This window comes from Microbispora siamensis (assembly GCF_016863095.1).
In the GTDB taxonomy this organism is placed as follows: Bacteria; Actinomycetota; Actinomycetes; order Streptosporangiales; family Streptosporangiaceae; genus Microbispora; species Microbispora siamensis.
Window position 1 is genome coordinate 1 of sequence record NZ_BOOF01000065.1, and the last position, 25,588, is coordinate 25,588.

At 71.1% G+C, this 25,588-nt stretch carries 20 protein-coding genes; 7 read left to right on the top strand and 13 right to left on the bottom strand.

Features of this window, described 5'->3' with window-relative positions:
• Positions 1 to 72 precede the first annotated feature (72 nt).
• Both Msi02_RS38925 and Msi02_RS38930 read right to left on the bottom strand, forming a co-directional pair.
• Positions 73 to 1,086 (bottom strand): zinc-dependent alcohol dehydrogenase, encoded by a 1,014-nt coding sequence (locus tag Msi02_RS38925; protein ID WP_204052768.1) that lies wholly within the window; start codon positions 1,084 to 1,086, stop codon positions 73 to 75.
• A 79-nt stretch (positions 1,087 to 1,165) separates the two neighbouring features.
• Positions 1,166 to 2,050, bottom strand: coding sequence for an SMP-30/gluconolactonase/LRE family protein (locus Msi02_RS38930; RefSeq protein ID WP_204052769.1), 885 nt, complete (start codon positions 2,048 to 2,050; stop codon positions 1,166 to 1,168).
• A 205-nt stretch (positions 2,051 to 2,255) separates the two neighbouring features.
• On the opposite strand from Msi02_RS38930, the gene Msi02_RS38935 reads away from it, so the two are divergent.
• Entirely contained in the window at positions 2,256 to 3,971 is a 1,716-nt protein-coding gene (locus tag Msi02_RS38935) for an IlvD/Edd family dehydratase (protein WP_204052770.1), read from the top strand.
• Between the two features lie 50 nt (positions 3,972 to 4,021).
• Here Msi02_RS38935 and Msi02_RS38940 read toward each other — a convergent pair whose 3' ends face one another.
• The 7 genes from Msi02_RS38940 to Msi02_RS38970 all read right to left on the bottom strand — a co-directional run bounded on the left by Msi02_RS38940 (position 4,022) and on the right by Msi02_RS38970 (position 10,543).
• The gene (locus Msi02_RS38940; RefSeq protein WP_204052771.1) at positions 4,022 to 4,909 is read right to left on the bottom strand and encodes an amidohydrolase family protein; all 888 of its coding nucleotides are present in this window, start codon (positions 4,907 to 4,909) and stop codon (positions 4,022 to 4,024) included.
• An 8-nt stretch (positions 4,910 to 4,917) separates the two neighbouring features.
• Positions 4,918 to 6,033, bottom strand: coding sequence for a nickel pincer cofactor biosynthesis protein LarC (larC, locus tag Msi02_RS38945; RefSeq protein WP_204052772.1), 1,116 nt, complete (start codon positions 6,031 to 6,033; stop codon positions 4,918 to 4,920).
• The gene (larB, locus tag Msi02_RS38950; protein ID WP_204052773.1) at positions 6,030 to 6,764 is read right to left on the bottom strand and encodes a nickel pincer cofactor biosynthesis protein LarB; all 735 of its coding nucleotides are present in this window, start codon (positions 6,762 to 6,764) and stop codon (positions 6,030 to 6,032) included. Before larB ends, larC begins: the two co-directional genes overlap by 4 nt.
• A 63-nt stretch (positions 6,765 to 6,827) precedes the next feature.
• Entirely contained in the window at positions 6,828 to 8,084 is a 1,257-nt protein-coding gene (gene larA, locus Msi02_RS38955; protein ID WP_079316594.1) for a nickel-dependent lactate racemase, read from the bottom strand.
• Positions 8,074 to 9,006 (bottom strand): aldo/keto reductase, encoded by a 933-nt coding sequence (locus tag Msi02_RS38960; RefSeq protein WP_239109178.1) that lies wholly within the window; start codon positions 9,004 to 9,006, stop codon positions 8,074 to 8,076. The genes larA and Msi02_RS38960 overlap by 11 nt, the downstream gene beginning before the upstream one ends.
• Positions 9,003 to 9,743, bottom strand: coding sequence for an SDR family NAD(P)-dependent oxidoreductase (locus Msi02_RS38965; protein WP_204052774.1), 741 nt, complete (start codon positions 9,741 to 9,743; stop codon positions 9,003 to 9,005). The genes Msi02_RS38960 and Msi02_RS38965 overlap by 4 nt, the downstream gene beginning before the upstream one ends.
• Positions 9,740 to 10,543, bottom strand: coding sequence for a fumarylacetoacetate hydrolase family protein (locus Msi02_RS38970; RefSeq protein ID WP_275414217.1), 804 nt, complete (start codon positions 10,541 to 10,543; stop codon positions 9,740 to 9,742). Before Msi02_RS38970 ends, Msi02_RS38965 begins: the two co-directional genes overlap by 4 nt.
• A 213-nt stretch (positions 10,544 to 10,756) precedes the next feature.
• On the opposite strand from Msi02_RS38970, the gene Msi02_RS38975 reads away from it, so the two are divergent.
• The 3 genes from Msi02_RS38975 to larE are packed head-to-tail and all read left to right on the top strand — an operon-like array spanning position 10,757 to position 13,626.
• Positions 10,757 to 12,049 (top strand): L-fuconate dehydratase, encoded by a 1,293-nt coding sequence (locus Msi02_RS38975; RefSeq protein ID WP_204052776.1) that lies wholly within the window; start codon positions 10,757 to 10,759, stop codon positions 12,047 to 12,049.
• A 1-nt stretch (position 12,050) separates the two neighbouring features.
• Positions 12,051 to 12,764 (top strand): FadR/GntR family transcriptional regulator, encoded by a 714-nt coding sequence (locus tag Msi02_RS38980; protein WP_079316590.1) that lies wholly within the window; start codon positions 12,051 to 12,053, stop codon positions 12,762 to 12,764.
• A gap of 52 nt (positions 12,765 to 12,816) precedes the next feature.
• Positions 12,817 to 13,626, top strand: coding sequence for an ATP-dependent sacrificial sulfur transferase LarE (gene larE, locus Msi02_RS38985; protein WP_204052777.1), 810 nt, complete (start codon positions 12,817 to 12,819; stop codon positions 13,624 to 13,626).
• A gap of 92 nt (positions 13,627 to 13,718) precedes the next feature.
• Here the strand turns inward: larE and Msi02_RS38990 are convergent, their stop codons facing one another.
• From Msi02_RS38990 to Msi02_RS39000, 3 genes are read right to left on the bottom strand one after another with little or no spacing between them, the layout of a single operon-like run.
• Positions 13,719 to 14,765: an ABC transporter permease gene (locus Msi02_RS38990; RefSeq protein WP_204052778.1), complete on the bottom strand. Its 1,047-nt coding sequence runs from the start codon at positions 14,763 to 14,765 to the stop codon at positions 13,719 to 13,721.
• Positions 14,758 to 16,323 carry a sugar ABC transporter ATP-binding protein gene (locus Msi02_RS38995; RefSeq protein WP_204052779.1) on the bottom strand — a complete coding sequence of 522 codons (1,566 nt, stop codon included), beginning with the start codon at positions 16,321 to 16,323 and terminating at the stop codon, positions 14,758 to 14,760. The genes Msi02_RS38990 and Msi02_RS38995 overlap by 8 nt, the downstream gene beginning before the upstream one ends.
• Positions 16,324 to 16,335: 12 nt before the next feature.
• Positions 16,336 to 17,412, bottom strand: a complete 1,077-nt coding sequence (locus Msi02_RS39000; RefSeq protein WP_204052780.1) for a sugar ABC transporter substrate-binding protein — start codon at positions 17,410 to 17,412, stop codon at positions 16,336 to 16,338.
• Positions 17,413 to 17,838: 426 nt separating this feature from the next.
• Here Msi02_RS39000 and Msi02_RS39005 point away from each other — a divergent pair, with 426 nt between their 5' ends.
• On the top strand, positions 17,839 to 18,552 hold the full coding sequence (locus Msi02_RS39005) for a FadR/GntR family transcriptional regulator (protein WP_204052781.1): 714 nt from the start codon (positions 17,839 to 17,841) through the stop codon (positions 18,550 to 18,552).
• Between the two features lie 65 nt (positions 18,553 to 18,617).
• Here the strand turns inward: Msi02_RS39005 and Msi02_RS39010 are convergent, their stop codons facing one another.
• Positions 18,618 to 19,340, bottom strand: coding sequence for a FadR/GntR family transcriptional regulator (locus Msi02_RS39010; protein WP_204052782.1), 723 nt, complete (start codon positions 19,338 to 19,340; stop codon positions 18,618 to 18,620).
• 318 nt (positions 19,341 to 19,658) lie between these two features.
• Between Msi02_RS39010 and Msi02_RS39015 the strand changes: the two genes are divergently transcribed.
• Together Msi02_RS39015 and Msi02_RS39020 are read left to right on the top strand one after the other, a co-directional pair.
• Positions 19,659 to 22,970: a glycosyl hydrolase family 95 catalytic domain-containing protein gene (locus tag Msi02_RS39015; protein WP_204052783.1), complete on the top strand. Its 3,312-nt coding sequence runs from the start codon at positions 19,659 to 19,661 to the stop codon at positions 22,968 to 22,970.
• Positions 22,971 to 23,440: 470 nt separating this feature from the next.
• The gene (locus tag Msi02_RS39020; RefSeq protein ID WP_204052784.1) at positions 23,441 to 25,420 is read left to right on the top strand and encodes an alpha-L-fucosidase; all 1,980 of its coding nucleotides are present in this window, start codon (positions 23,441 to 23,443) and stop codon (positions 25,418 to 25,420) included.
• The last annotated feature ends 168 nt before the right edge of the window (positions 25,421 to 25,588 follow it).

The following is a 25,588-nucleotide window of genomic DNA, read 5'->3' on the forward strand; positions in this document are numbered from 1 at the left end:
GGTCCGGCCTGGGTTTCGGCATCAGTAAGGCTCATGATCTCAACGCTTCCGTCCGGAGGCGCCGGTGCGCCTCTATCGCCGGGGGTCGATATGGATCTTCGGGCCCGGGCCGGCGCCGGCCGGGCGGCGCCCCGCCAGTACGCCGGCGGCGTCGTCCAGGCCGACGGTGGCGGCCACGAGCGGGCGGGCGTCGACCGACCCGTCCGCGTACGCCTCGATGGTCCCGGCCAGACCGGCCGAACCGCTGAGCACGCCGACGGCGGTGACGTCCCTGAACACGAGGTCGCGAGTGTCGATGCGGCTGGGGGACCCCGCGAGACCGACATAGACTACCCGGCCCGCGGGCCTGACCAGGTCGAGCGCGAGCGCCGGGAGGTCCGCCGCAGTGGACGCGTCGACCACGGCGTCCCACGTGAGGGACGGAAGTGACGGCCGGGTCCACACGCCCGCGAAGCCGAGGTCGCGGGCCAGCCGGAGCGTGGGCTCGTCGCGGCCCATCAGATGCACCTGCGCGCCTCGCGTCCGCGCGAGCAGCGCCACGAGCAGGCCGATCGTGCCCGTGCCCAGCACCAGCAGCCGATCGCCGGGCTCCAGGGCGGCGCAGCGCACCGCGCGCAGGGCGTTGCCGCCGGGTTCGACCAGCGCGCCCAGCGTCGCGTCGATCGTCTCGGGCAGCGCGTGCAGTGCCGTCGCCGGTACGGCGAGCCGTTCCGCCAGCGCCCCAGGGAAGCCGTTGCGGATGCCGATCTCCGCCCGGTCGGGGCACACGTGGTGCAGGCCGTCCCGGCACAGGGGGCAGTGGCCGCAGCCCAGCATGGTGTCGGCGGTGACCCGGCGGCCCAGCCAGCCGGGGGCGACGCCCTCGCCGAGCGCCGTGACGACGCCGCACCACTCGTGACCGGGGCGCAGCGGATATCGCGCGTGACCGCTGTGCAGGTAGCTCATCCCACCGGTGAACAGCTCCACGTCGGTGCCGCAGAGGCCGACCCGCTCGACGTCGACGACCACCTGCCCGGGCGCGGCGACCGGGGGCTCGACGTCCCTGACCTCGGCCCTGCCGGGGCCGGTGATGACCAGTGCCCGCACTACCGGGAGAAGGGGCCGGGCGCGACGGCGCCGATGCGGGTGAGGGGCAAGGTCGTGTCTCCTCGACGGGGATCGGGGTTCATGATCGGGGCGGCACCCAGTAGGGCGTCGCCAGGCCGCGTACGCCCACTCGGGCGGTGAACAGGTGCCCCGACCCGGGATGTTCGGCCAGATCGACGCCCTCGGTGGACGTGGTGATGACGAGGACGTCGAGATCCGGCCCGGCGAAGGCGGGACAGGTGACGTTGGGCGCGCCGACCTCGACCGTGGCGAGCAGGCGCCCGCCGGGATCGCGGCACTCCACCCGGCCGCCGCCGAAGATCGCGATCCACAGGTTGCCCTCGGCGTCGGCGCACATCCCGTCGGGCATGCCGTCGGCGAGCCTGAACAGCTCCCGCCGGGGTCCGGTCCGCCCGGTGGCCGGGTCGTAGTCGCGCTCCCAGACCACGTGCGGCGTGCTGTCGATGCTGTAGAAGCGGTCGCCCGCGGGGCTCCAGGCCAGGCCGTTCGACAGGGTCAGGTCGTCGTCGAGGCGGACGCAGGTCGTGCCGTCGAGGCGGGCCAGCACCTCCTGGCCCTCCCGGTCGTCCAGCGCCATGCTGCCGATCAGGAAACGCCCGGCCGGGTCCACGGCGCCGTCGTTGAGCCTGCTCGGTGCGCCGGGAGGCAGCACCCGGGCGAGCTCGGTGCGGCGGCCGGCGGTGTCGACCCGGGTGAGGACCTCACGCTTGGCGACGACGAGTTCCCCGTCGGCGGAGACGGCGACCGCGCAGACGGGGCCGTCGAAGGTGTGCGCCGCGGTGGCGGTGACGGCGCCGGTGGCGGGGTCGAGCCGTCCCTCGTGCACCGCCCCCGCGTCGATGTCCACCCACAGCAGGCGCTGCCTGGCGGGATCCCACACGGGGCCCTCGCCGAGGACGTACACCTCGCCGCAGGCCTGGGCGGCGGTGAACTGCCTGGTCACGGGACCTCCTGTCCGGCGGCGATCGCACCGATGGGCGGTGGGCCGCCGGGAACCGCCCGCGGCGGAGCGAGCGGAAGCGCGGTCATGTTCCGGATACTAGAGCCGATTTCGGGCGGGAGAAAAGGTCCTCACCCGGATCTTCCGGGCAAGGTGAATGGTGGGTTAGCCTCGCAAAGTCTCTGCCTCCCCGCAGATTGGGTGCCGAATGGGGACGAGCCGCAGCGCCGAGTGGTATGCCGGCACTGGTCGCAACGCGTTCATCCACCGGGCATGGATGAGACGCGGGCTGCCCTCCCACGCCTTCGACGGCCGTCCGCACATCGCGATCGCGAACACCGCGTCGGACCTGACCCCGTGCAATCTGCACCTGGACGAGGTCGCCGAGCACGTCAAGCGGGGCGTCTGGGAGGCGGGCGGCGTCCCGCTGAACCTGCCGGTGGTGTCGCTGGGGGAGACGCAGGTGCGCCCCACGGCCATGCTGTGGCGCAACATGGCCGCGATGGCCACGGAAGAACTGCTGCGGGCCAACCCGATCGACGGGGTCGTGCTGCTCGGCGGATGCGACAAGACGATCCCCGCCCTGCTGATGGCCGCCGCGTCCGTGGACCTGCCCGCGGTCGTCGTGCCGGGCGGGCCGATGCTCACCGGGCACTTCCGCGGCGTCCCGCTCGGCTGCGGGACCGACGTGTGGAAGCTCAGCGAGGAGGTCCGCGCCGGGACGCTCACCGAGCCGGAGTTCCTGCGCTCGGAGTCGTCCATGATCCGCAGCAAGGGCCACTGCAACACCATGGGCACCGCCTCCACCATGGGCCTGCTCGCCGAGGTCCTCGGCATGACCCTGCCGGGCGTCGCGGGCACCCCGGCGGCCGACAGCCGGCTGCTGGAGGCCGCGCACGCCACCGGATCGCTCGCCGTCGAGATGGTCGCCGCGGACCGCCGCCCCAGCACGGTGCTCAGCCGGGGCTCCTTCCTCAACGCCGTCGTCGCGCTCGCCGCGCTCGGCGGGTCAACGAACGCCGTCGTCCACCTGCTCGCCATCGCGGGGCGGCTGGGAGTGGAGCTCACCCAGGACGACTTCGACCGTACGGGGTCGGGTGTGCCGCTGCTCGTCGACCTGCTGCCCGCCGGGCGCTTCCTCATGGACGACCTCTACCGGGCGGGCGGCCTGCACGCCGTGCTGCGCGAGGTGCGCGACCTGCTCGACCCGCAGGCGATCACCGTGACGGGCCGTCCGCTGGTGGACTACCTCGACCAGGCCCGCATCCACGACCCCGAGGTCATCCGCCCCCGCGAGACGCCCCTGCTGGAGGAGGCCGGGATCGCGGTGCTCCGCGGCAACCTCGCCCCCGACGGCGCGGTGATCAAACCGGCGGCGGCCTCCCCGGAGCTGCTGCGCCACCGCGGGCCCGCCGTCGTGTTCGACTCCGTCGAGGACCTGCACGCCCGGCTGGACGATCCGGACCTGGACGTCACCCCCGACTCGGTGCTCGTCCTGCGCGGCTGCGGGCCCAAGGGCTACCCCGGCATGCCGGAGGTCGCGAACATGCCGCTGCCCGCGAAGCTGCTCGCCCAGGGCGTACGGGACATGGTCCGCATCTGCGACGGGCGGATGAGCGGCACCGCCTACGGCACGGTCGTGCTGCACGTCGCGCCGGAGGCGGCCGCCGGCGGGCCGCTCGGCCTCGTCCGCACCGGCGACATCGTCGTCCTCGACGTCGAGAACCGCAGGCTCGACGTCGAGGTCCCCGACGAGGAGTTGGCCGCCCGCGAGCCGTCACCGGCCATGGTGCGGGCCTTCGCCGCCCCGCGCCGCGGCTGGGAGCGCCTGTACGTCGAGACGGTCGGCCAGGCGGACACCGGCGCCGACCTGGACTTCCTCACCGGCTCCAGCGGCCACCGGGTGTCGCGCGACTCCCACTAGGTTCCGTCGCCGACGACGACCCATGACACGGTCTCCGGCTCGCCGGGTGGTCACCCCTCCAGGTGGTAGACCCGCGTCGCCGTGTCCCGGAAGACGGCCTCGCGGTCGGCGGCCGGCAGCCCGGCATCCGCGAGCAGCGCCGAGACGGTCTCGGTCCAGAGCGGCAGGGAGCCTGCGAGGAGACAGACCGGCCAGTCCGAGCCGAACATGAGACGACGGGGCCCGAACGCGTCGAGCGCCACGTCGACGTACGGACGCAGCGCGGCGGCGTCCCAATCGTCCCACGCCGCCTCGGTGATCAGGCCGGACAGTTTGGCCGTCACGTTGGGCTCCGCGGCGAGCTCGCGGATGAGACCCGCCCAGGGTTCGAGCTCTCCGGAGGCGATGGGCGGTTTCGCCAGGTGGTCCAGGACGAAGGTCAGCTCGGGCACGGCGCGTACGGTCTCGATCGCGGCGGGCAGCTGGTGCGGCAGGACGAGCAGGTCGTAGGCGAGCCCGGCCGCCGCCACCTGCCGCAGTCCCCGGCGTACGTCGTCGCGGGCCAGCCAGCGCGGGTCGGACTCGCCCTGCACCAGGTGGCGGATTCCGCGTAACAGGTCGCCACCGGGCGAGGCGGCCAGGGCGGCGAGCTCGTCGGCGAGATCGGGCCGGGTCAGGTCGGCCCATCCCACCACCGCGGCGACGGTCCGCGACCGCGCCGCCAGCGCGAGGAACTCGCGCGTCTCCTCGGCGTCGGCAAGCACCTGTACGAGCACGGAGCGGCCGATGCCCGTTCCGGCCGCGGCGGAGGCGTAGTCGGTGAGGGTGAAGTCGCGGCGGATGGGAGCCATCTGCGGGGGGTCCAGCCACGTCTGCGGGCGCCGGGAGAGGTCCCACAGGTGGTGGTGGGCGTCGATGCGGCTCTCGGCCGGAGTCGCAGGGGGAGTCGGGGGAGTCACAGCGGAATTCACAGCGCGTCGAAAGCCTCTCGTGCCAGTTCCCTCAGCGGTCTGCCGGTGGCCTCGGCCAGCGCGGCAAGGTCGTCGTATTCGGGTTTGACCCCCCACGGCCCGTGCTTCATCCTGACGTCCCGGCCGTGCAGGCGTACGGTCTCGAAGTGCCGGGGGAGGGCGATCTTCTCCACCACGCCGCGCCGCAGGCCCAGGCTCCCCGTCTCGGCGAGAACCAGGTTCTGCAGGTCGTCGGCCAGCTCGGGGGGCGTGAGAACGTGCAGGACGTGCGCGGGCCGGCCCTTCTTCATGACGGCCGGTGTGATCCAGGCGTCCGCGGCGCCCGCCGCGAGGGCACGGTCGATGACGTGCCCGAGGACCTCCCCGGTCACGTCGTCGAGGTTCGTCGACAGGACGATCTGCCTGCCGGCCTCGGCCACGGGCTCTCCGATCACGGCCACGGTCACATTGGGCCGGTCGGGCAGCACGCGGCCGCCCGCGCCGTACCCCGTGGCACGCAGGGCCATCTCCGGAGCCGGGCCGTACGTCGTGCCCGCGGCGCGCAGCAGGGCCGCCCCGGTCGGCGTGACCGCCTCTCCCGCCTCCCCGCCCCGCACCCGCGCGCCGGTCAGCAGGGCGAGCGTGGCGGGGGCCGGGACGGGCAGCACGCCGTGGCGGGTGTGCACGGTGCCGCCGCCGAGCGGCAGCGGCGCGGAATGCACGCGCGTCACCCGGAGGTCGCGCAGCGCCGCCGCGCATCCGACGATGTCGATCAGCGTGTCGTGCCCGCCGAGCTCGTGCAGGTGGACGTCGGCGGCCGGCACGCCGTGCAGCGCGCCCTCCACCTCGGCGATCGCGGTCAGCGCCGCCTCCGCCACGGTCAGGCCGGTCCGGGCCGCCATCGCGATCAGTTCCGCGGCCGGGCGCTCGGTGGCGTCGTCGTCGACCTCGATCCGCACGCGGGTGGCGGTCAGCGCTCCGGTGCGCACCCGCTCGGCGTCGAGCCGCCAGCCGGTGAGCCCGGTCGCGGCGACCGCCTGCCGTACGGCGTCGAGCGAGGCGCCTGCGTCGAGCAACGCGCCGAGCAGCATGTCGCCGGCGAGGCCGGTGAACGGGTTGAGGTAGAGGATCATCGGCACGTCCCTGATGTCGTGTCCGCCGCCTGCGGTCCCTCCTCGCCCGCCGGGCCGGTCTCCGCCCGGGACGCCCTCCGCGTGAGGCGGTACGCCGCGAGGGCGGCGCCGAAGCCCGAGTCGATGTTGACCACGGTGATCCCGGCGGCGCAGGAGGTCAGCATGGCCAGCAGCGCCGTGACACCCTCCAGCGCCGCGCCGTATCCGGTGGAGGTGGGCACCGCGATCACCGGCGTCTCGACGAGACCGCCGACGACGCTGGCCAGGGCGCCCTCCATGCCGGCGACGACGATCACGCTGTCGGCCGCGCGCAGGTCATCGGTGGCGGCGAGCACGCGGTGCAGTCCGGCCACCCCGACGTCCCTGACCATGGTGGTCCGCAGGCCGAGCGCGGAGGCGACGGCCGCCGCCTCCGCCGCGACGGGACCGTCGGCGGTGCCGGCCGTGACCACGGCGACCGTGTGCTCGATCCGCCGCGCCTCGCGCCAGACCAGCAGCCGGGCCTCCGGGTCGTACGCGCCGCCGGACACGAGCGCGCGCACGGCGGCGGCCGTGCCGGGTTCGATCCGCGTCACCAGGACCGGCCCGGTGTTCCGCCCGAGCAGGGCGGTGACGATCCCGGCGATCTCGCTCACCTGTTTGCCCGGGCCGTAGACGATCTCGGGCAGCCCCTGGCGCGCCTCGCGGCCGAGGTCCACGCGGGCGTAACCGAGGTCGAGTGCCTCGTTCATGCGGGTACGACGTACGCGAGCGCGGACCGCAGCGGCGGGTGGGGCAGGGGACAGCGGAGCACGTCACTCTCCCGCGAGGTAGGGAATGGTCATCGGCCCCTCCGGCAGGACGCAGACCCGTCCGGGCAGGGCGCGCACGGTGGCGGAGATGTCGCCGGTCTGCTCCAGGTGGGCGGCGGCGAGGTCGGCGTCGCTCAGGTGCGAGGTGTGCATGATCACGCGGGCGTGCCGCTGGACGCGGGCCTGGATCTGGACCTGCCACTGGTCGGGCACGGTCTCGGTGCGGCGAGAGATCTCCTCGAACAGCGCGTCCGGGGAGGCCGCGGAGGTGAGCACGTCCCGGTAGGAGCCGTGGTCGGGGAAGCCGTCCCGGCACTCGGCGGCGCAGACGATGGTCCCGCCGGGCCTGACGACCTGGGCGGCGGCGCTCATCCCCTTGACGGACTGGTAGAGGTTCTGGTCGAGCGGGAAGCCCGCGTTCGTCGTCACCACCACGTCGAACAGTTCGCGAACCGGGCGCATCGCGGCGGCGCGGGCGGCGGCGGTGGCGGCGGCGTGCATCGGCAGCAGATCCCCGCCGAACGCCTGCACGATCTTCTGTTCTCGGTTGAGCACGACGTCGAGGGCGAAAGTGACGCCGGTCGCGGCGGCGATGGCACGGACGTCGTCGTGCACCGGGTTGCCCTCGATGACTCCCCAGGTCGCCCGGGGATCGCCGATGCGGGCCGCGTCGTGCAGCGTGAGCACGGTCTCCAGGGCGGCGAGCCCGGGCGCGACCAGCTTCGGACCGCCGGAGAACCCGGCGAAGAAGTGCGGCTCGACGAACCCCGTCGTGATCCGCACGTCGGCGTCGGTCCACTCCCGGTTCAGCCAGACCGGTACGTCCTTGCCGTGTCGGCCCATCCACCTCAGGGACGACGCGTCACGTGCGTCGTGGTTGACGATCCGTACGGCGTCCACGACCTGGTCGCCGAACATCGCGCGCAGTTCGGCCTCGGTGTTGCCGCGGTGGGTGCCGGTGGCCACCAGGATCACGACGTCGTCCAGGCTGACGATCCCGTCCAGCTCGGCCAGGATCGCCGGGATCATCAGGTGGCGGGGCTGGGGCCGGGTTCCGTCACAGGCGGAGATCGCCACCGTCTGCCCGGGCCGCACCCGCTCACGCAGCGGCGGGCCCGCGACCGGCTCGCGCAGGGCTCGGCGCAGCTCGGCCGCCTCGTCCGCCGCCGCGGGCCGCGCGACCGGGGTGATCACCGTGGTCCGTTCGTCGGGCAGGTCCACCGCGAGCCCGCCGGCGCCGTAGGCGAGGTCAACCCACATGGTCCAGGTCCTCCCAGAGCGCTTCCGGGATGTCCGTCGCCGCCAGCTCCAGATCCTCGGCGATCTCCTCCGCGCTGCGGGCGCCGATGAGGACGGTGGTGACGGCGGGGTGGCGGTGGGGGAAGCGCAGGGCCGCGGCGGGCAGCGGGACGCCGTGGGAGGCGCAGATGCGTCCCAGCTCACGCGCCCGTTCCAGCACGGCGGGCGGGGCGGTGTTGTAGTCGTAGGTGGTGCCGCCGGCGAGGATGCCGCTGTTGAACACCCCGCCCGCGATGACGGCGACGCCGCGCCGCTCGCATTCGGGCAGCAATTCGGCGGCGGTGCGGTCGAGCAGGGTGTAGCGTCCCGCGACCAGGACGGCGTCGAGGTCGGTCTCGCGGACGAACCGGGTCAGCATCTCGGCCTGGTTCATCCCGGCGCCGATCGCGCCGATCACCCCCTGGTCGCGCAGCTCGGCCAGCGCCGGGTAGGCCTGGCCCGCGGCCTGCTCCCAGTGGTCGTCCGGGTCGTGGATGAATACCAGGTCGAAGCGGTCGAGCCCGGTCCGGTTCAGGCTGTCGTCCAGGGAGCGCAGCACGCCGTCGCGGCTGTAGTCCCGCACCCGCACGAACCCGGTGCGGCCGGGGAAGCCCTCCTCCTCGCCCTGGCCGGGGACCAGCACGCGGCCGATCTTCGTGGACACGACCGCATCCCCCGCGTCGGGCAGGCCGCGCAGGAACCGCCCCAGACGCTGTTCGGCCAGCCCGCTGCCGTAGTGCGGCGCGGTGTCGAAGTAGCGGATCCCCGCCTGCCAGGCGGCGGCCAGCACCTGCTCGGCCTGCTGTTCGCTCACCGGCGCGAACAGCCCCGCCAGCGGCGCGGTCCCCAGCCCGTACCGCCCCAGCCTGCCCACCACACTCGGGTGGCGCTCGCCGGCCGTCACGAGGTCACCGGCCTCAGCCGCAGACCGGCCATCCCGCCGTCCACGGCCAGCTCGACCCCGGTCGTCGACCCCGCCCGCGGACTGGCCAGGTAGGCCACCGCGTGGGCGACCTCCTGCACCGTCACCAGGCGGCCGTGCGGCTGCCGGGCGCACAACGCCGCCCGCTCGGCCTCCGGATCGGGCGCGGTCTCCAGCAACCGCCCCACCCACGGGGTGTCCACCGTGCCCGGGCTGACGCAGTTGACCCGGATCCCCTCGCGGATGTGGTCGGCCGCCATCGCCCGGGTCAGCGCCAGCACCGCCCCCTTGGACGCCGAATACAACGCCCGCTGCGGCAACCCCACCGCCGCCGCGACCGAACAGGTGTTGACGATCGCGGCGTGCGGCGACTCACGCAGGTGGGGCAGCGCCGCCCGGGTCACCCGCGCGATCCCCACCACGTTGAGGTCGAACACCCGCAGCCACTCGGCGTCGTCGTTGCCGGCCACCGTGCCCTGCGCGCCGATACCGGCGTTGTTCACCAGCACGTCGATCCGCCCGTACCGTTCCGCCACGGCCGCCACCGCCCGCCGTACGGAGGCGTCGTCGGTCACATCACACACGAACTCGGTGCCGCGCAGGTCCAGCACGGCGACGTGGGCGCCCCGCGCGGTCAGCTCCTCGGCGACCGCCCTGCCGATGCCCGACGCCCCGCCGGTGACGATCGCCACCAGCCCCTCGAACTCACTCCCACTCATGCCTGGCCTATCCGCTGGCGCTGGCGGCCCAGACCGTCGATCTCCAGCTCCACCACATCCCCCGCCCGCAGGTACGCCTGCGGGCCACGGCCCAGCGCCACACCCGCCGGGGTGCCGGTGTTCACCACATCACCCGGCTCCAGCACCATGAACTGGCTGAGATACCAGATCACGTGATGCACCCCGAAGATCTGGTTCTTGGTGCTCCCGTTCTGCCGCAGCTCCCCGTTGACCCACAACCGCAACCCCAGCGCCTGCGGATCACCCACCTCATCCGGCGTCACCAGCCACGGACCCAGCGGATTGAACGTCTCACACGACTTGCCCTTGTCCCACTGACCCCCACGCTCGTTCTGGAACTCCCGCTCCGACACGTCGTTGGCGATCGCGTAGCCGGCGATCACGTCCGCCGCCTCCTCCGGAGACGACAGGTAACGGGCCGTACGGCCGAGGATCACCGCAAGCTCGACCTCGTAGTCGGTCTTCACACTCCGGCGCGGCACCAGCACCTCGTCATCGGGACCGACCAGCGTGTTGGACGCCTTCAGGAACACCACCGGCTCGGCGGGGATCGCCGCCCCCGTCTCCTCCGCATGATCGGAATAGTTCAACCCGATACATACGATCTTCCCCGGCCGGGCCACCGGCGCCCCCACCCGCCCGTACGGCCCGGCCTCCGGCAGCCGCCCCTCCGCCAGCGCCGACCGCACCCGCTCGACCCCGCCCCCCGCGAGGAACCCGCCATCGATGTCGCCCGTCACCGACGACAGATCGAACACCCGCCCGTCCGGTGCCAGCACACAGGGTCGCTCCTCACCCGCCGGACCCACCCGCAACAGCTTCACGATCTTGGCCTCTCCGCTGGTTCACAGGGCCGTACGACGTGCCGAGCCTGCCAGATTCATCGGGTTGAAGTAAAGCCTTTGGTTGGATATCTGCCGACTTGTCTTGACCTTCTCCCGGCGCGATCCTACTGTTCCATTCATATTCATCGGATCAATTGGAGTTCGCCCATGCCGACGATCACCTCTGTGAACGTGATCGACATCAGGTTCCCGACCTCCGCGACGCTCGACGGCTCGGACGCCATGAACCCGGACGGCGACTACTCCGCGGCGTACGTGGTGCTGGAGACCGACGACGGCGACCTGGCGGGGTACGGTCTGACGTTCACGATCGGGCGGGGCAACGACCTGTGCGTGGCCGCCGCCCGGCAGATCGGGGCGCGGCTGGCCGGGCGCGACGTCGACGAGCTGGCCGGGAACCTCGGCGGCCTCTACCGGGAGATCATGGCCGACAGCCAGATGCGCTGGCTCGGGCCGGAGAAGGGCGTGGTGCATCTGTCCGCCGCGGGCGTCCTCAACGCGGCGTGGGACCTGGCGGCCCGCCGGGCCGGCAAACCCCTGTGGCGCGTCGTCGCCGACATGACGCCCGAGGAACTGGTCGCCGCCTGCGACTTCCGTTATCTGTCCGATGTGCTGACCCCCGCCGAGGCCGTCGCGATGCTGGCCCGGCTCGCCCCCACGCGCGAGGAGCGGATCGCCGAGCTGGCCGAGCACGGCTACCCGGCGTACACGACCTCTCCGGGCTGGCTCGGCTACGACGACGGCAAGCTGCGCCGTCTGTGCCGCCAGGCCGTCGCCGACGGCTGGACGCACGTCAAGCTCAAGGTCGGCGCCAACGTGGAGGACGACGTCCGCCGGCTGTCGATCGCCCGGGAGGAGCTCGGCGACCGCGTCCTGATGATCGACGCCAACCAGGTGTGGGACGTGCCCCAGGCCATCGAGTGGGTCAACCGGCTCGCGCCGTACGAGCCGCTGTGGATCGAGGAGCCGACCAGCCCCGACGACGTGCTCGGCCACGCGGCCATCCGCAAGGCGGTCGCCCCCGTCGGCGTCGCCACCGGAGAGCACTGCCACAACCGCGTGATGTTCAAGCAGCTCCTGCAGGCGGGCGCGATCGACTTCTGCCAGATCGACTCCTGCCGCCTCGCGTCGGTCAACGAGATCGTCCCGGTGCTGCTGATGGCCGCCAAGTTCGGCGTGCCGGTCTGCCCCCACGCGGGCGGCGTCGGTCTGTGCGAGCTGGTCCAGCACATGGCCGTGGTCGACTACGTGTGCGTGAGCGGCAGTCTGGAGGGCCGCGTCCTGGAGTACGTCGACCACCTGCACGAGCACTTCACCGACCCCGTCCGCATCGAGCGCGGCCGCTACCTGCTGCCTGAGAAGCCTGGTTACAGCGCTCGTATGCACTCAGAGTCGATCGCCGCGTACCGCTACCCTGATGGTCACCATTGGGGAGGCTGACGTGGGCGTCATCGAGACGGCGATCGACACGATCAAGCAGATGATCATCGATGGGGAACTGCGTCCGGGGCAGAAGCTCCCCGTCGAGAAGAATCTGGCCGAACAGCTAGGTGTCGCCCGCAACACGCTGCGCGAGGCCGTGCGCGCGCTGGTCGCCATGCGGGTCCTGCAGACGCGGCAGGGCGACGGCACCTACGTCACCAGCCTCTCTCCCGACCTGCTGCTCGACGGGATGAGTTTCGTCGCCGACATCCACCTGGACGCCGGGGCGGGGGAGTTCCTGCACGTGCGCAGGATTCTGGAGGCGGAGGCGACGGCGCTGGCGGCCACGCGCATCCCCGACGCCGATCTCGTCCGCCTGGGCGATCTGCTCGACGAGGCCGAGACGGTCGCCGCCTGCGATCCCGTCGACCACGAGAAGCTGATCGCGCTCGACCAGGATTTCCACGCCCTCATCGCCTCCCACTGCGGCAACGCCGTCCTCGCCGCCGTCATCCAGAACATGTCCGGCCGCACCGTACGCGCCCGCATCTGGCGGGGCATGAGCGATCCCGAAGCCGTTCACCGCACGCTCCGGGAGCACCGGGCCGTCCATCGGGCTCTGCTGGCGCGGGACTCCGAGCGGGCCAGGCTCCACGCCGCCCTGCACGTCCTCGGCGTCGAGGAGAGCCTCACCGTCCCACGTGCCTTCGAAGGCGAGGCCGCTCGTGGCTGATCGTCCCGCTTCCAGCGGAGAGAGGACCCCGGACGCCGGTCAGGCGGGCGCGGTGAGCGACGCCATGGACCGGCTGACGGCCCGGCTGCTCCGTGAGGACGCGGTCGTCGTCGCCTACTCCGGCGGCGCCGACTCCGCGTTGCTCGCCTTCGCCGCCGCGAGGGCGCTCGGCAGGCGCGCACTGGCCGTCACCGCGGTCTCACCCAGCCTGGCCGCCTCCGAGCGGGCCGCGGCCCGTGACTTCGCGCGCGCCCACGGGCTGGCGCATCTGGAGGTGTGCACGGACGAGGCCGACCGGCCCGAGTACGCCGCCAACGGCGCCGACCGCTGCTACCACTGCAAGTCGGCGCTGTTCGACGCGCTCACGCCGCTGGCGGCCGCCATGGGTGCCCGGATCGCGCTCGGCACCAACCTCGACGACCTCGGCGACCACCGCCCCGGACAGCGGGCCGCGGCCGAGCGCGGGGCCATCGCGCCGCTGGTGGAGGCCGGGCTCACCAAGGCCGACGTCCGCGCGGTCAGCCGGGAGCTCGGCCTGGTCACCGCGGACAAACCCGCCGCGCCCTGCCTGGCCTCGCGGGTCAGCTACGGCGACCCCGTCACGCCGGAGGTCCTGCGCAGGATCGAGACCGCCGAGGGCGCGCTGCGCGATCTCGGCTTCCCGGTGTGCCGGGTGCGCGCCCATTCCGGCGGCACGCTCGCCCGGGTCGAGGTTCCGGCCACTGAGATCCCGCGCGCGTGCGAGCTGCGCGAGCGCGTGGATTCCGCGGTCCGCGGCGCCGGCTTCACCTTCTGCTCGCTGGACCTGTCCGGTTTCGCGTCCGGACGCCTCAACGCGCTGCTGCCGCTGCTCCCGTCCTGACGGGCTTCCGGCCCTCTCGCGTCCGAGGCCTTCCAACCCGTACGCGGTGATGAGTGGGGGAGGCCGGTCCGGGGATCGGCCTCCCCTTCTCGTCATTCCTGCGACTTGCCGCCGGTGAGGCGGGAGATCGCGAGCGCGGTGAGGATGATCGCCCCGTTGAGCGCCTGGATCCACTGCGCGGGGACGCCCGCGAGGGTGAGGACATTCTGGATCATGTAGAGCAACAGGATGCCGGTGAACGCGCCGAACACCGTGCCCTTGCCTCCGTTGAGGCTGACTCCGCCGATGACGGCGGCGGCGAACACGGTGAAGATCGCGCCGTCGCCCTGGGCGGCGGCCACGGAGGCGAGCCGGCCCGTCAGCAGGAGGCCGCCGATCGCGGCCAGCAGGCTGGCGGAGATCAGCACGATCCACAGCACCCGGTCGGTGCGGATCCCGGCCGCCTTCGCGGCGTCGACGTTTCCGCCGATCGCGTAGAGCGCCCGGCCGAACCGGGTGAATCCCATGACCACGACGCCGGCGGCGAACAGCAGCAGGCATATCCAGATGGACGCGGGCACGCCGAGCCACATGGCCGAGCCGAGGTAGGTCATCGATTCCGGGAGGTTGAAGAAGGTCTGCCCGCCGGAGATGCCGGTGAGGAGGCCACGCAGCACGATGAGCATGCCCAGGGTGACGATGAAACCGTTGAGCCCGAAGCGGACGATGAACAGCGCGTTCACCGCCCCGATCAGCACTCCCACCGCGAGGGTGACGGGGATTCCCCAGGCGCCGGGCAGCAGCCCGAGCCCGGGTCCCGTTCCAGCGGCGACCGTCAGCCATGCGGCCACGCCGGGGGCGAGCCCGAAGGTCGACTCGAGCGACAGGTCCATCCTGCCGGCGATGAGCACGAGCGTCTGCGCCAGGACGAGCAGCGAGATCTCCGACATGGTCTGCAGGATGTTGATCAGGTTGTCGCTCTGCAGGAAGATCGGGTTGACGATCTGCCCGACGATCGCGATCACGATGATCGCGGGGACGAGCGCGAAGTCCCGCAGCCGCGCCAGGGGGATCGGCGGGCGGCGCTTTCTCGCCTCCTCCGGCGCCGGCGGGCTCGGCAGGTGTCCCGTCGTGGCGTGAGCGGTGGTGCTGTCAGGCATCGAGGTCGACTCCTTCCATGGCGGCCACCATCTCGTGGTCGTGCCAGCCGGCGGCCAGTTCCGCGACGACGCGGCCGTGGAACATCACGAGCACCCGGTTGCACAGCCGCAGGTCGTCAAGTTCATCGGAGGCGATCACGACGCCCGTTCCGTTGCCGGCGATCTCCTCGACCTTGCCGAGCAGGAACTCCTTCGACCGGACGTCGACTCCGGCGGTCGGCGTGATCAGTACGAGCAGACGAGGGTCGCTGGCCAGGGCGCGGGCCATCACGACCTTCTGCTGGTTGCCGCCGGACAGCCCGGAGACGGGGAGCTCCGGGCCGGGTGTCTTGATCGCGAGATTGGTGATCATCTCGCGGGCCAGCGCGTCCCTGCGCCGGCCGCTGACGAAGCCCGCCTGACCGAGCCGCTCCGGCACCGTCATCGTGGTGTTGTCGGCGATGGACATCAGGGGGACGAGCCCCTGGTGGTGACGGTCGCGGGGCACGAAGCCCACCCCGGCGGCCAGCGACTCCGGCACGCTCCCGGGGCGCGGGCGGCTCCCGGCCACCTCCAGGGTCCCGTCCTTGGCGGCGCGCAATCCGGCGATGGTCTCGGCGAGCTCGGTCTTCCCGCTGCCGCCCAGCCCCGCCAGCCCCACGATCTCCCCGGCCCGTACCCGCAGGTCGACGTCCTGGTAGACGTCGCCGTCGCACAGGCCCCGTACGTCGAGGACCACCGGGGCCTCCGCCGGGACCGGCGGGCGCACGGCGTGCTCCCGCAGCCCCGCGGCCTCACCGGTCATCGCCGCCACCAGCTCGCCCTGCGGAAGGTCCGCCACCGGCGTGGTGAGGATGTGCCGGGCGTCCCGGAACACCGTGACCATGTCGCAGATCTCGTAGATCTCCTGCAGGTGATGACTGATGAACAGGAACGTGACTCCCTGCTCCCGCATCGCCCGCATCCGCTCGAAGAGCCGGGAGATCGCCGCGCCGTCCAGCTGGGCGGTGGGCTCGTCGAGGATGATGAACCTCGCGCCGAACGACAGCGCCCGGGCGATCTCCACGAACTGCCGCTGCTCCACACCGAGCTCCCCGGCCGGCCGGCGGACGTCGACGTCCACCGACCACGCCTCCAGCAGGTCGGCGGCCTTCCGCCACAGGCCCTTCCACCCGACCAGCCCCAGCCGGTTGCGGTCGTGCCGGTTCAGATAGAGGTTCTCCGCCACGGTCAGCTCAGGGATGATCGTGGACTTCTGGTAGACGCAGGCGACCCGTTCCCGCCAGGCGTCACGGTCCGACAGCCGCGGCGCCGGGGACCCGGCGAAGCGCACCTCGCCCTCGTCCGGCGCCTGCAGCCCCGTCAGGATGGAGACCAGGGTGGACTTCCCCGCACCGTTGCGCCCGACCAGTGCGTGGGTCTCCCCGGGCCCGATCGCTATGTGGGCACGGTTCAGTGCCGTCGTCTCGCCGTACCTCTTGGTGATGCGCTCCGCCTCGGCGACGGGCGGGTCCGAACGGACCGGCCCGCTGTCACGGGCGGGTGGAGGGCTCGCGGGCCCTCCCGCGAACTCTTCCATGGCCACGCCCTCTCAGCTCAGGTTGTTGCCCCACAGCGACTTGTCATCGTGCTTCACGCTGGGGATCCCGCCGTAGGTGCCGCCGTCCGCGGTGACGAGCGGTGCGGACAGCTGGTCCTCCAGCAGGCCGGGCCGCACCTGGATGATGGTGCTGTCGTGATCGGTCTTGCCCGGCTGGAAGGTCTTGCCCTCGATCGCGGCCTGGGCGTACGACAGCGCCCACTTGGCGTACAGGTCCGCGGGCTGGGAGACGGTGGCGTCGATGTTCCCGGCGGCGATGTCCTTGAGCTCCTGCGGGATGCCGTCGTTGGAGACGACGAAGACGTGCTTGGGGTCAGTCGGCGGCACCAGGAGGCCGCGCTGCTTGAGCACCTGCAGCGTTCCGGCGAGGGCGAAGCTCGACTGCATGTAGACGCCCTTGACGTCGGGGTTCGCGGTCAGGACCGTGGAGAGCTTCTGCGAGGCCACGGCGCCGTCCCAGTTGGTCGCCTCGCCGAAGACCTTGATGCCGGGGTAGTTCTGCCTCATGCAGTCGTTGAACGCCTCGGTGCGGTCCCGGCCGTTGATGGAGGCCAGGTCGCCCTCCAGCATGACCACCTTGCCCTTGCCGCCGAGCTTCTCGCCGAGGAACTTGCAGGCCTTCTCCCCGTACGCGCGGTTGTCGGCCCGTACGACCATGAAGGCGTTGCCGGTGTCGGGCCGGGTGTCCACGAGCACGGCGGGAATCTTCTTGCTCTCGAGCTGCTGCAGCGTGGGCGCCACCGCCGCGGTGTCCTGCGGCGCCATGACCACGCCCTTCACGCCCTGACCCACCAGGGTCTGCACGTTGGCGGTGAGCTTGGCGATGTCGTTCTGGGAGTTGGTGGTCTTGACCTCCGCACCCAGCTCGCCGGCGAACTTCGGCACGTAGCTGATGTAGGAGTTCCAGAAGTCCGTATCGGAACGCGGGTAGTCGACGCCGATGACCGGCTTCGCCGCTGCGTCCCCGCCGGAGTTGTCGTTCCCAGTGCCGCTGTTCCCGCCACAGGCCGCGGCGAGGCACCCCGATATGGCTAAGGCCGCGGCGAGCGCGAACCGTCTGCGTTCCATCGTCTCTCCTTCTGAAGCACCACGGCTGCCATGCCGTCCCTGACCGCGCCACGCTCAGGTGACGCCCACGTGCGGGGCTTGGGCGAGACTCGCCGTGAGCGGGCTCATCACGCACAGGACATGGGATGTCTTTCTATGCTCAAACCCCGTCAGTGTCCAGACCTTGAGGACAGAATGGTGATATTCCGTTATTTGGGTGGCTCGCAGTGGGCAAGGGATCCGACGTATCGACTGTCCCGGCCGGGCCGAGATCACGACACATCGCATGTCTGTCCCGGCTGAAGGCGTGGCACGACGGGACCGTGCCAGGCAGCACATGTCACGGCACCCCTCATCCGGCAGGGGTGCGGCTGGTTCCGACAGCCTTCCCACGCACCCGCAGGGACCGTGTGGAGGTCCGCTGTCCTGACATACCAAAATGCAGGTATGTCGTTGACCGAGCAGGCGATCGAACGCATCAGGCACCTCATCAAGGACGGGACGCTTCCCCCGGGCGCCCGGCTGCCTCCAGAACAGGAGCTGGCCGCCGAGCTGGGCCTGTCCCGCAACCTGCTCAGAGAGGCGGTCCGCTCCCTCGTCACCACACGCGTGCTCGAGGTGCGCAGGGGCGACGGCACCTACGTCACGAGCCTGTCGCCGGAGCTGCTGCTCGAAGGAGTCGGCCTCGCCGTGGAGATGATGCGGGGCGACGATCTGCTCGAGATCACCGAGGTGCGGCGCCTGTTCGAGCCGGTGGCGACGGGTCTGGCCGCCGCCCGGATCACCGCCGACCAGCTCGCTGACGTCGAACGGCACCTCAACGCGATGATCGCGGCGCAGGACGACATCGAAGCGCTCAACCACCACGACGACGCCTTCCACCGGGCCGTTTTCGACGCGACGGGCAACAAGTCCCTGTCCGCCCTGCTCGGCGGCATCGCCAGCCGGACGCTCCGGGCCCGTGTCTGGCGCGGGCTCGTCGAGGAGAACGCGGCCGGCCGCACGATTGCCGAGCACGCCGCCATCTACCGCGCGCTCGCGGCCGGCGACGCCCCCCTCGCCCAGGCGGTCGCGCTCATGCACGTCAGCACCACGGAGACCTGGCTGCGGGAGAACCTCGGTCGTTCGCGGTCCGGCGCGGACCCCCAAACGGTGAGGTGATCGCGCCGGTCATCGCGCCGTGCCCCCACCGGGTCACCCCATGACGGCCCTCGCCCGGCCCGAGGTCAGCCGGCCACGGGTTCGGACGGCGCGTCGCCGTCGTCGGGCAGCCGCTGCAGGGACTCCTCCACCCCGATGAGATGGTTGGCCATCCGGATGCGCGCCCGTTCGGGATCGCGCGCCGCGAGCGCCGCCCAGATCGCCACGTGCTCCTCGTGGGTGCGCCGGTCGGCCCCCTCCTCGTGCAGGCTGCGCCACAGCCGGCCGCGGACGGTGCGCCTGGCGAACGCCTCGATCAGGCCGACCATGACCGGGTTGTCGGTATGGGCGGCGATGATGCGGTGAAAGGCGATGTCGATCTCGATGAGACGCTCGTGGTCGTGAGGCGCCTGACCGACGATCCTGGCCGACTCGCCGAGCAGGTCCCTGGCCTGGCGGAGCGCCTCGTCGGTGATCCTGGTCGCGGCCAGCCGTGCCGCTTCGGACTCCAGCAGGCGCCGTACGGAGTGCACGTGCCGCGGGTCGCCTTGGCCGTGCAGCTCGACGACGAAGCCCATCGGAGCCAGCAACTGCGTCGCGTCGAGGTTCGTGATGTACGTCCCGTCACCCTGCCGGGTACTGACGATCCCGAGGATCGACAGCGCCGACACCCCTTCGCGCAACGCCCCGCGCGAGACGCCCAGCGACTCGGCGAGGTCCTTCTCGACGGGCAGGCGGTCGCCGGGCCGCAGGACGCCGTCGAGGATCATCCGCTTGATGCTGTCCACTACATCGTCTGTGCGTGACATGGCAGGTAGGTTCCCAGAGTCCGGCCGGAGCGGGGAGTTCACCCGTCCACCATGGGCGGCCAGGAAGCGGATGCGGCTTGCCCGTACGTCGCCGTCGCCCCATCCCACCCACGTGGACAAGTCAAAGGTTAGATGTTTCCTGCCGTTGCAAGGGTCAGATGGCCGCCTTTCGGGCGTTTATAGACGAATCGTTGACCGATACATCAAATCTTTGTAGCTTTGCCCTCACCCCCTACACAGCCTCGTCACGCAGCCGGTTCGCAGCTCCATTGGCGCGGTGCCGGCCGCCGGCAAGGCCGCAGCGCGCTTGGAGAGCGAATGCCAGATCTGACGCGAAGGCAGTTGATGAAGATCGGCACGGTCGGAGCCGGGGCTCTGATGCTGCCGATGCAATGGACAGCGGTCGCGCGAGCCGGATCGGTGGCGCCTCCGGAGGTGCGCGCCGCCGGCGACCTGGCGCTGTGGTACGACAAGGGCGCCGGCACGGACTGGCTCCGCGCCCTCCCCATCGGCAACGGGCGCCTCGGTGCCATGGTGTTCGGCAACGTCGACGCCGAGCGGCTGCAGCTCAACGAGGACACCGTCTGGGGCGGAGGACCGTACGACCAGAGCAACCCCAAGGGCCTGGCGGCGCTGCCGGAGATCCGCCGGCTCGTCTTCGAGGACAAATGGACCGAGGCCCAGAGCCTGATCGACCAGAACATGCTGGGGAAACCCGCGGGCCAGCTCGCCTACCAGACGGTCGGCAACATCAGGCTCAACTTCCCCGGCACGAGCGGGTTCTCGGAGTACAACCGTCGGCTCGACCTCACCACCGCCACCACGTCCGTCGACTACCTCCTGAACGGCGTGCGGTACAAGCGCGAGGTGTTCGCGAGCGCACCCGACCAGGTCATCGTCGTCCGCCTGACCGCCGACAAGCCAGGCTCGATCACGTTCACCGCGACGTTCGACAGTCCCCAGCGCACGACACGCTCCAGCCCTGACGGCACGACGGTGGCGCTCGACGGCGTCTCGGGCGACTTCGAGGGCATCCCCGGCTCGGTCAAGTTCCTGGCGCTGGCGCGGGCCCTCGCCGAGGGCGGCAGTGTCACCAGTTCCGGCGGAACACTCCAGGTGTCCGCCGCCGACAGCGTGACCCTGCTGATCTCCATCGGCTCCAGCTACGTGAACTACAAGGACGTCAGCGGCGACTACCAGGGCATCGCGCGGCGGCACCTCGAGGCCGCCCAGCAGACGCCCCACGACAGGCTGCGCAGCCGTCACGTGGCCGACTACCAGGCATTGTTCAAGCGGACGTCACTCGAACTGGACCGCACCGACGCGGCCGACCAGCCCACGGACGTCCGGATCGCGCAGCACTCGGCCGTCGACGACCCGCAGTTCTCCGCGCTGCTGTTCCAGTTCGGCAGGTACCTGCTGATCAGTTGCTCGCGTCCCGGGACCCAGCCGGCCAACCTGCAGGGCATCTGGAACGATTCCCTGACCCCGTCGTGGGACTCGAAGTACACCATCAACGCCAACCTGCCGATGAACTACTGGCCCGCCGGCTCGACGAACCTGTCGGAGTGCTACGAGCCGGTGTTCGACATGATCCAGGACCTCACGGTGACCGGTGCCCGCACGGCCCAGGTGCAGTACGGCGCCGGCGGCTGGGTCACCCACCACAACACCGACGCGTGGCGGGCGACCTCGGTCGTCGACGGCGCGTTCTGGGGCATGTGGCAGACCGGCGGCGCGTGGCTGGCCACCATGATCTGGGACCACTACCTGTACACCGGCGACGTCGAGTTTCTCCGGAAGAACTACCCGGCGATGAAGGGCGCCGCCCAGTTCTTCCTCGACACCCTCGTGGAGGAACCGAAGCTGGGATACCTGGTCACGAACCCATCGAACTCGCCCGAGCTCAGCCATCACGCGAACGCCAGCGTGGCCGCCGGTCCGACGATGGACAACCAGATCCTGCGCGACCTGTTCGACGGCTGCGCCGAGGCGAGCGAGGTTCTCGGCCTGGACGCCGGCTTCCGGGCGCAGGTCCTGGAGGCCCGGAAGCGGCTGGCTCCGATGAAGATCGGCTCGCGCGGCAACATCCAGGAGTGGCTGTACGACTGGGTGGAGACCGAGCGGAACCACCGGCACATCTCGCACCTCTACGGCCTGCACCCCAGCCACCAGATCACCAAGCGGGACACCCCCGAGCTGTTCGAGGCCGCGCGGCGGACGCTGGAACTGCGCGGCGACGACGGCACGGGCTGGTCGCTGGCCTGGAAGATCAACTACTGGGCGCGGATGGAGGAGGGCAAGCGGGCGCACGACCTGGTCCGCCTCCTCGTGACGCCGGCCAGGCTCGCCCCGAACATGTTCGACCTGCACCCTCCGTTCCAGATCGACGGCAACTTCGGCGCGACGTCCGGCATCGCGGAGATGCTGCTGCACAGCCGCAACGGCGAGCTGCACCTGCTGCCGGCCCTGCCAGAGGCCTGGCCGAAGGGACGGGTCAAGGGCCTGCGGGGCCGCGGCGGTTACACCGTCGGCGCGGCGTGGAGCGACGGGCAGGCCGACGAGTACCTCGTCACGCCCGACCGTGACGGCGTCGTCAGGGTACGCGGCGCGATCTTCGCCGGGCGCTACAAGGTGGTCGACGACACGCGCGGCGGCACGGCCCGCACCGAGAAGGCCGAGTCCGACCTGATCGAACTCACCGGGAAGGCCGGGCACACCTACCGCGCCTACGCCCTGCAGAAGGTCAAGATCAGCGCGCCCGCCGAGGTGAGCCCGGGCCAGGAGGCGAAGGTCGGCGTCACCGTCCGGGCGGTCGAGATGCCGCTGGCGCCCAGGACGGTCGTGACCGTCGAGGCGCCGGAAGGGTGGAGCGTCTCACCGGAGAAGGTCGAGTTGCAGCCCCTGCGGCCCGGCGCGGAGCGCACCGTCGAATTCACCGTCATCCCCGCCCAGGGCCAGGGCGCGGGCGACGTGGCCCTGATCGGCACGGCGAGCGGCACCCAGGCCGGCAGCGGCTGGACCGCGTCCGCGAAGGCCACGGTCCGGGTATGGGACGGACGGGAGAAGCCGCTGGAGGAGCTCTTCAGCAACGTCGCCGTCACCGACGACGCCAACACCGCTCCCGGGAACTTCGACGGCAACGGCGCCAGCATCTCCGCCCAGGCGCTGGCCCAGGCCGGGGTCACCCCGGGGAGCACCGTCACCAAGAACGGGCTGAACTTCACCTGGCCCGGCGGCGCGGTGGGCACCCCCGACAACGCCATCGCCTCGGGGCAGTCGCTCAAGGTGACCGGCACCGGCAAGACGCTCGGATTCCTGTTGTCCGGCACGTACGGCGCGGTGTCCGGACCGGCCACCGTCGTCTACAAGGACGGCACGAGACAGACCTTCACCCTCAGCTCACCGGACTGGTACGGCGGGCCAAGGCCGGAGGGCGACGCCGCCGTCGTGGCCGCCTACCAGAACCGGCCGAACAACCAGCGGCAGAACACCGCGGCCACCATCTACTACGCGGGCGTGGCCCTGCAGAACAAGGAGGTGTCCCGCGTGGACCTGCCCAACATCAGCGCGCGGGCGGCGAACGGGGTGGCGACGATGCACATCTTCGCCGTCGCGATCGGCGGCTAGCGCCCCACCTGAACGAGCCGGACGACATGGCCGGGGGCGCGGCGTGGGACGACCCGCGCCGCGCCCCCCGGCTCACGCATGCCGATCGCTCCGCTCCGTGTTCTCGCACACTCGATGAAAATTTCAGACATCCCATTTCTGGGCAGCAACGGGATCAACGCTCTCGTAGACATGGGTTGAATGCACCCAGGGTGGCGAGGGTGGCGGCAATGCCGACGCGGCATGCGCAAACGTGCGAACTCGCGCGCCTAACGCTCATCTCCGCTTGTCGTACGCCCCACGCTCCGCTGGGCCAGATCGCGTCACCGTCACGTCCGGCGGCGGGGGAGTGTGGACATATCGCCGCCCTTGGCGTACAACGACATCCAATGTCTCCGCGGTGACCGTCCTTTCATCTTCGTGAAACATCCAAGGGATCGTGCTCATACGTACTGTTGCCGAATCTCCCCGATCGTGAGAGGTGCCTCCCCATGTCCGCATCCTCGTTCCGGCTCAGTCGCAGGCAGCTGCTCGCCACGGCCGCGGTCGCCACGGCTGCCGGTGTGCTGAAGACCGGTCCCGCGTGGGCCACCGCCGGTCCGCAGAGCTACACCCCGAGCTGGTCGTCGGTGGACCAGCACCCGCCGGCCGCCGAGTGGTTCCAGGACGCGAAGTTCGGCATCTACTACCACTGGGGGGTCTTCAGCGTCCCCGCGTACGCGAACGAGTGGTATCCGCGGAACATGTACAACAACGGGTCGAACGAGAACAATCACCACAAGAGCGTCTATGGTGACCCGTCGGTGTGGCCGTACCACAACTTCATCAACGGGGCACGGGACAAGGCCGGCAACTGGGTGCAGTTCGCGCCGAAGCTGAAGTCCGCCGGGGGCAACTTCGACCCCGCCGAGTGGGCCCAGCTGTTCGCCGACGCCGGCGCCAGGTTCGCGGGCCCGGTGGCCGAGCACCACGACGGTTACTCGATGTGGAACAGCCGGGTGAACGAGTGGAACTCGGTCGCCACCGGCCCCAGGCTCGACCTGCTGCGGTTGCACGCCGACGCCATCCGGGCCAAGGACCTCAAACTGCTCGTGGCCATGCACCACACGTACAACTTCACCGGCTTCTACCAGTGGGTGCCGGCCCAGTCGACCACCTCGCTGAAGAAGCTGTACGGCCAGCTCAGCTTCGCCGAGGAGCAGCAGCTGTGGTACGACAAGCTCAAGGAGGTCATCGACGGCTACCAGCCGGACATCATCTGGCAGGACTTCAACCTCAGCCGGCTGGACGAGTCCCGGCGGCTGGACTTCCTGGCGTACTACTACAACCAGGCGGTGGCCTGGAACAGGGACGTCGTCGCGACGTACAAGGACGGGTTCAACACCCGGGGCGAGGTCTTCGACTACGAGCGCGGCGGACCGGCCGCCATCCAGAACCCCTACTGGCTGACCGACGACAGCATCTCCAGCTCCAGCTGGTGCTACACCGTCGGCATCGGCTACTACTCGCTCAACGCCATGCTGCACTCGCTGATCGACCGGGTCAGCAAGAACGGCAACATGCTCCTGAACATCGCCCCGATGGCCGACGGCACGATCCCGTCCGGGCAGCGGTCGATCCTGCTGGGCATCGGGGATTACCTCACCCGTTTCGGCGAGTCCATCTACGCCACCCGGGCCTGGGCGACTTACGGCGAGGGCCCCACTCAGATGGGCGGCGGTTCCTTCACCACGCCGCGGGCGGGCACCAACACCGACATCCGTTTCACCCGCAGCAAGGACAACACGGTGCTGTACGCCACCGTGCTGGGCTGGCCGGGCGGCACCCTGCACATCACGACTCTGGGCGCCAACCGGATCAACCTGAGCAACCTGGCCTCGGTGCAGTTGCTCGGCCCCTCGGCCGGTCAGTACACCACCCTGCCCAACCGCACGCAGGACGGTTCCGCCCTGCACATCTCGATGCCCTCGTCCAACGCCCCGTTCAGCGCCCCGGCGTACGTGGTCAAGCTGACCTTCAACGGCCAGATCCCCGCCCTGGGCTCCGGCGGCACCCCCACCGGCTACGTGCGGATCGCCAACGTCGCCACCGGTCTGGTGCTGGACAGCGGCGGCAACGTGGCGTCGGGGTCGAATCTCAAGCAGTGGAACTGGGACGGCAGCACCAACCTGCAGTGGCAGCTGGTGGACCTCGGCGGCGGGTGGTATCGCATCGTCAACCGCACCAACGGCCTGGTGGCCGACAGCTGGGGCAACACCGCCAACGGCGCCAACGCCAGGCAGGCGGCCTGGAACGGCGGCAACAACCAGCAGTGGCGCCTGAACGATCTCGGCAACGGCCGCTACCAGATCGTCAACCGCGGCACCGGGACGTCCCTCGACGGCATGGGCTACACCACCGCCGGCTCCGCCGTCGGCATGTGGACGCCCAACGGCAGCACCAACAACCAGTGGACCATCACCGCGCTCTGACCAGGCCCACCACGCATCCGCTCTCGACCCTCGCGGCTCGAGGCGGGACACGGCTGCTGACCGTCACCTTCCTGGCGAGGGGAGGTCTCCGATGCGGAGGGACTTCGTTCCTCCGCATCGGAGACCCTCGGGTGAGGGCCCCTCGACGGACACGCTGCTCGCCAAGCC

Coding starts and splice junctions, on each gene's coding strand:
- Msi02_RS39015 (WP_204052783.1), top strand. CDS start 19,659: ATGCCAGATCTGACGCGAAGGCAGTTGATGAAGATCGGCACGGTCGGA.
- Msi02_RS38990 (WP_204052778.1), bottom strand. CDS start 14,765: ATGCCTGACAGCACCACCGCTCACGCCACGACGGGACACCTGCCGAGC.
- Msi02_RS39020 (WP_204052784.1), top strand. CDS start 23,441: ATGTCCGCATCCTCGTTCCGGCTCAGTCGCAGGCAGCTGCTCGCCACG.
- Msi02_RS39010 (WP_204052782.1), bottom strand. CDS start 19,340: ATGTCACGCACAGACGATGTAGTGGACAGCATCAAGCGGATGATCCTC.
- Msi02_RS39000 (WP_204052780.1), bottom strand. CDS start 17,412: ATGGAACGCAGACGGTTCGCGCTCGCCGCGGCCTTAGCCATATCGGGG.
- Msi02_RS38995 (WP_204052779.1), bottom strand. CDS start 16,323: ATGGAAGAGTTCGCGGGAGGGCCCGCGAGCCCTCCACCCGCCCGTGAC.
- larC (WP_204052772.1), bottom strand. CDS start 6,033: ATGATCCTCTACCTCAACCCGTTCACCGGCCTCGCCGGCGACATGCTG.
- Msi02_RS38965 (WP_204052774.1), bottom strand. CDS start 9,743: ATGAGTGGGAGTGAGTTCGAGGGGCTGGTGGCGATCGTCACCGGCGGG.
- larB (WP_204052773.1), bottom strand. CDS start 6,764: ATGAACGAGGCACTCGACCTCGGTTACGCCCGCGTGGACCTCGGCCGC.
- larA (WP_079316594.1), bottom strand. CDS start 8,084: ATGTGGGTTGACCTCGCCTACGGCGCCGGCGGGCTCGCGGTGGACCTG.
- Msi02_RS38935 (WP_204052770.1), top strand. CDS start 2,256: ATGGGGACGAGCCGCAGCGCCGAGTGGTATGCCGGCACTGGTCGCAAC.
- Msi02_RS38975 (WP_204052776.1), top strand. CDS start 10,757: ATGCCGACGATCACCTCTGTGAACGTGATCGACATCAGGTTCCCGACC.
- Msi02_RS39005 (WP_204052781.1), top strand. CDS start 17,839: ATGTCGTTGACCGAGCAGGCGATCGAACGCATCAGGCACCTCATCAAG.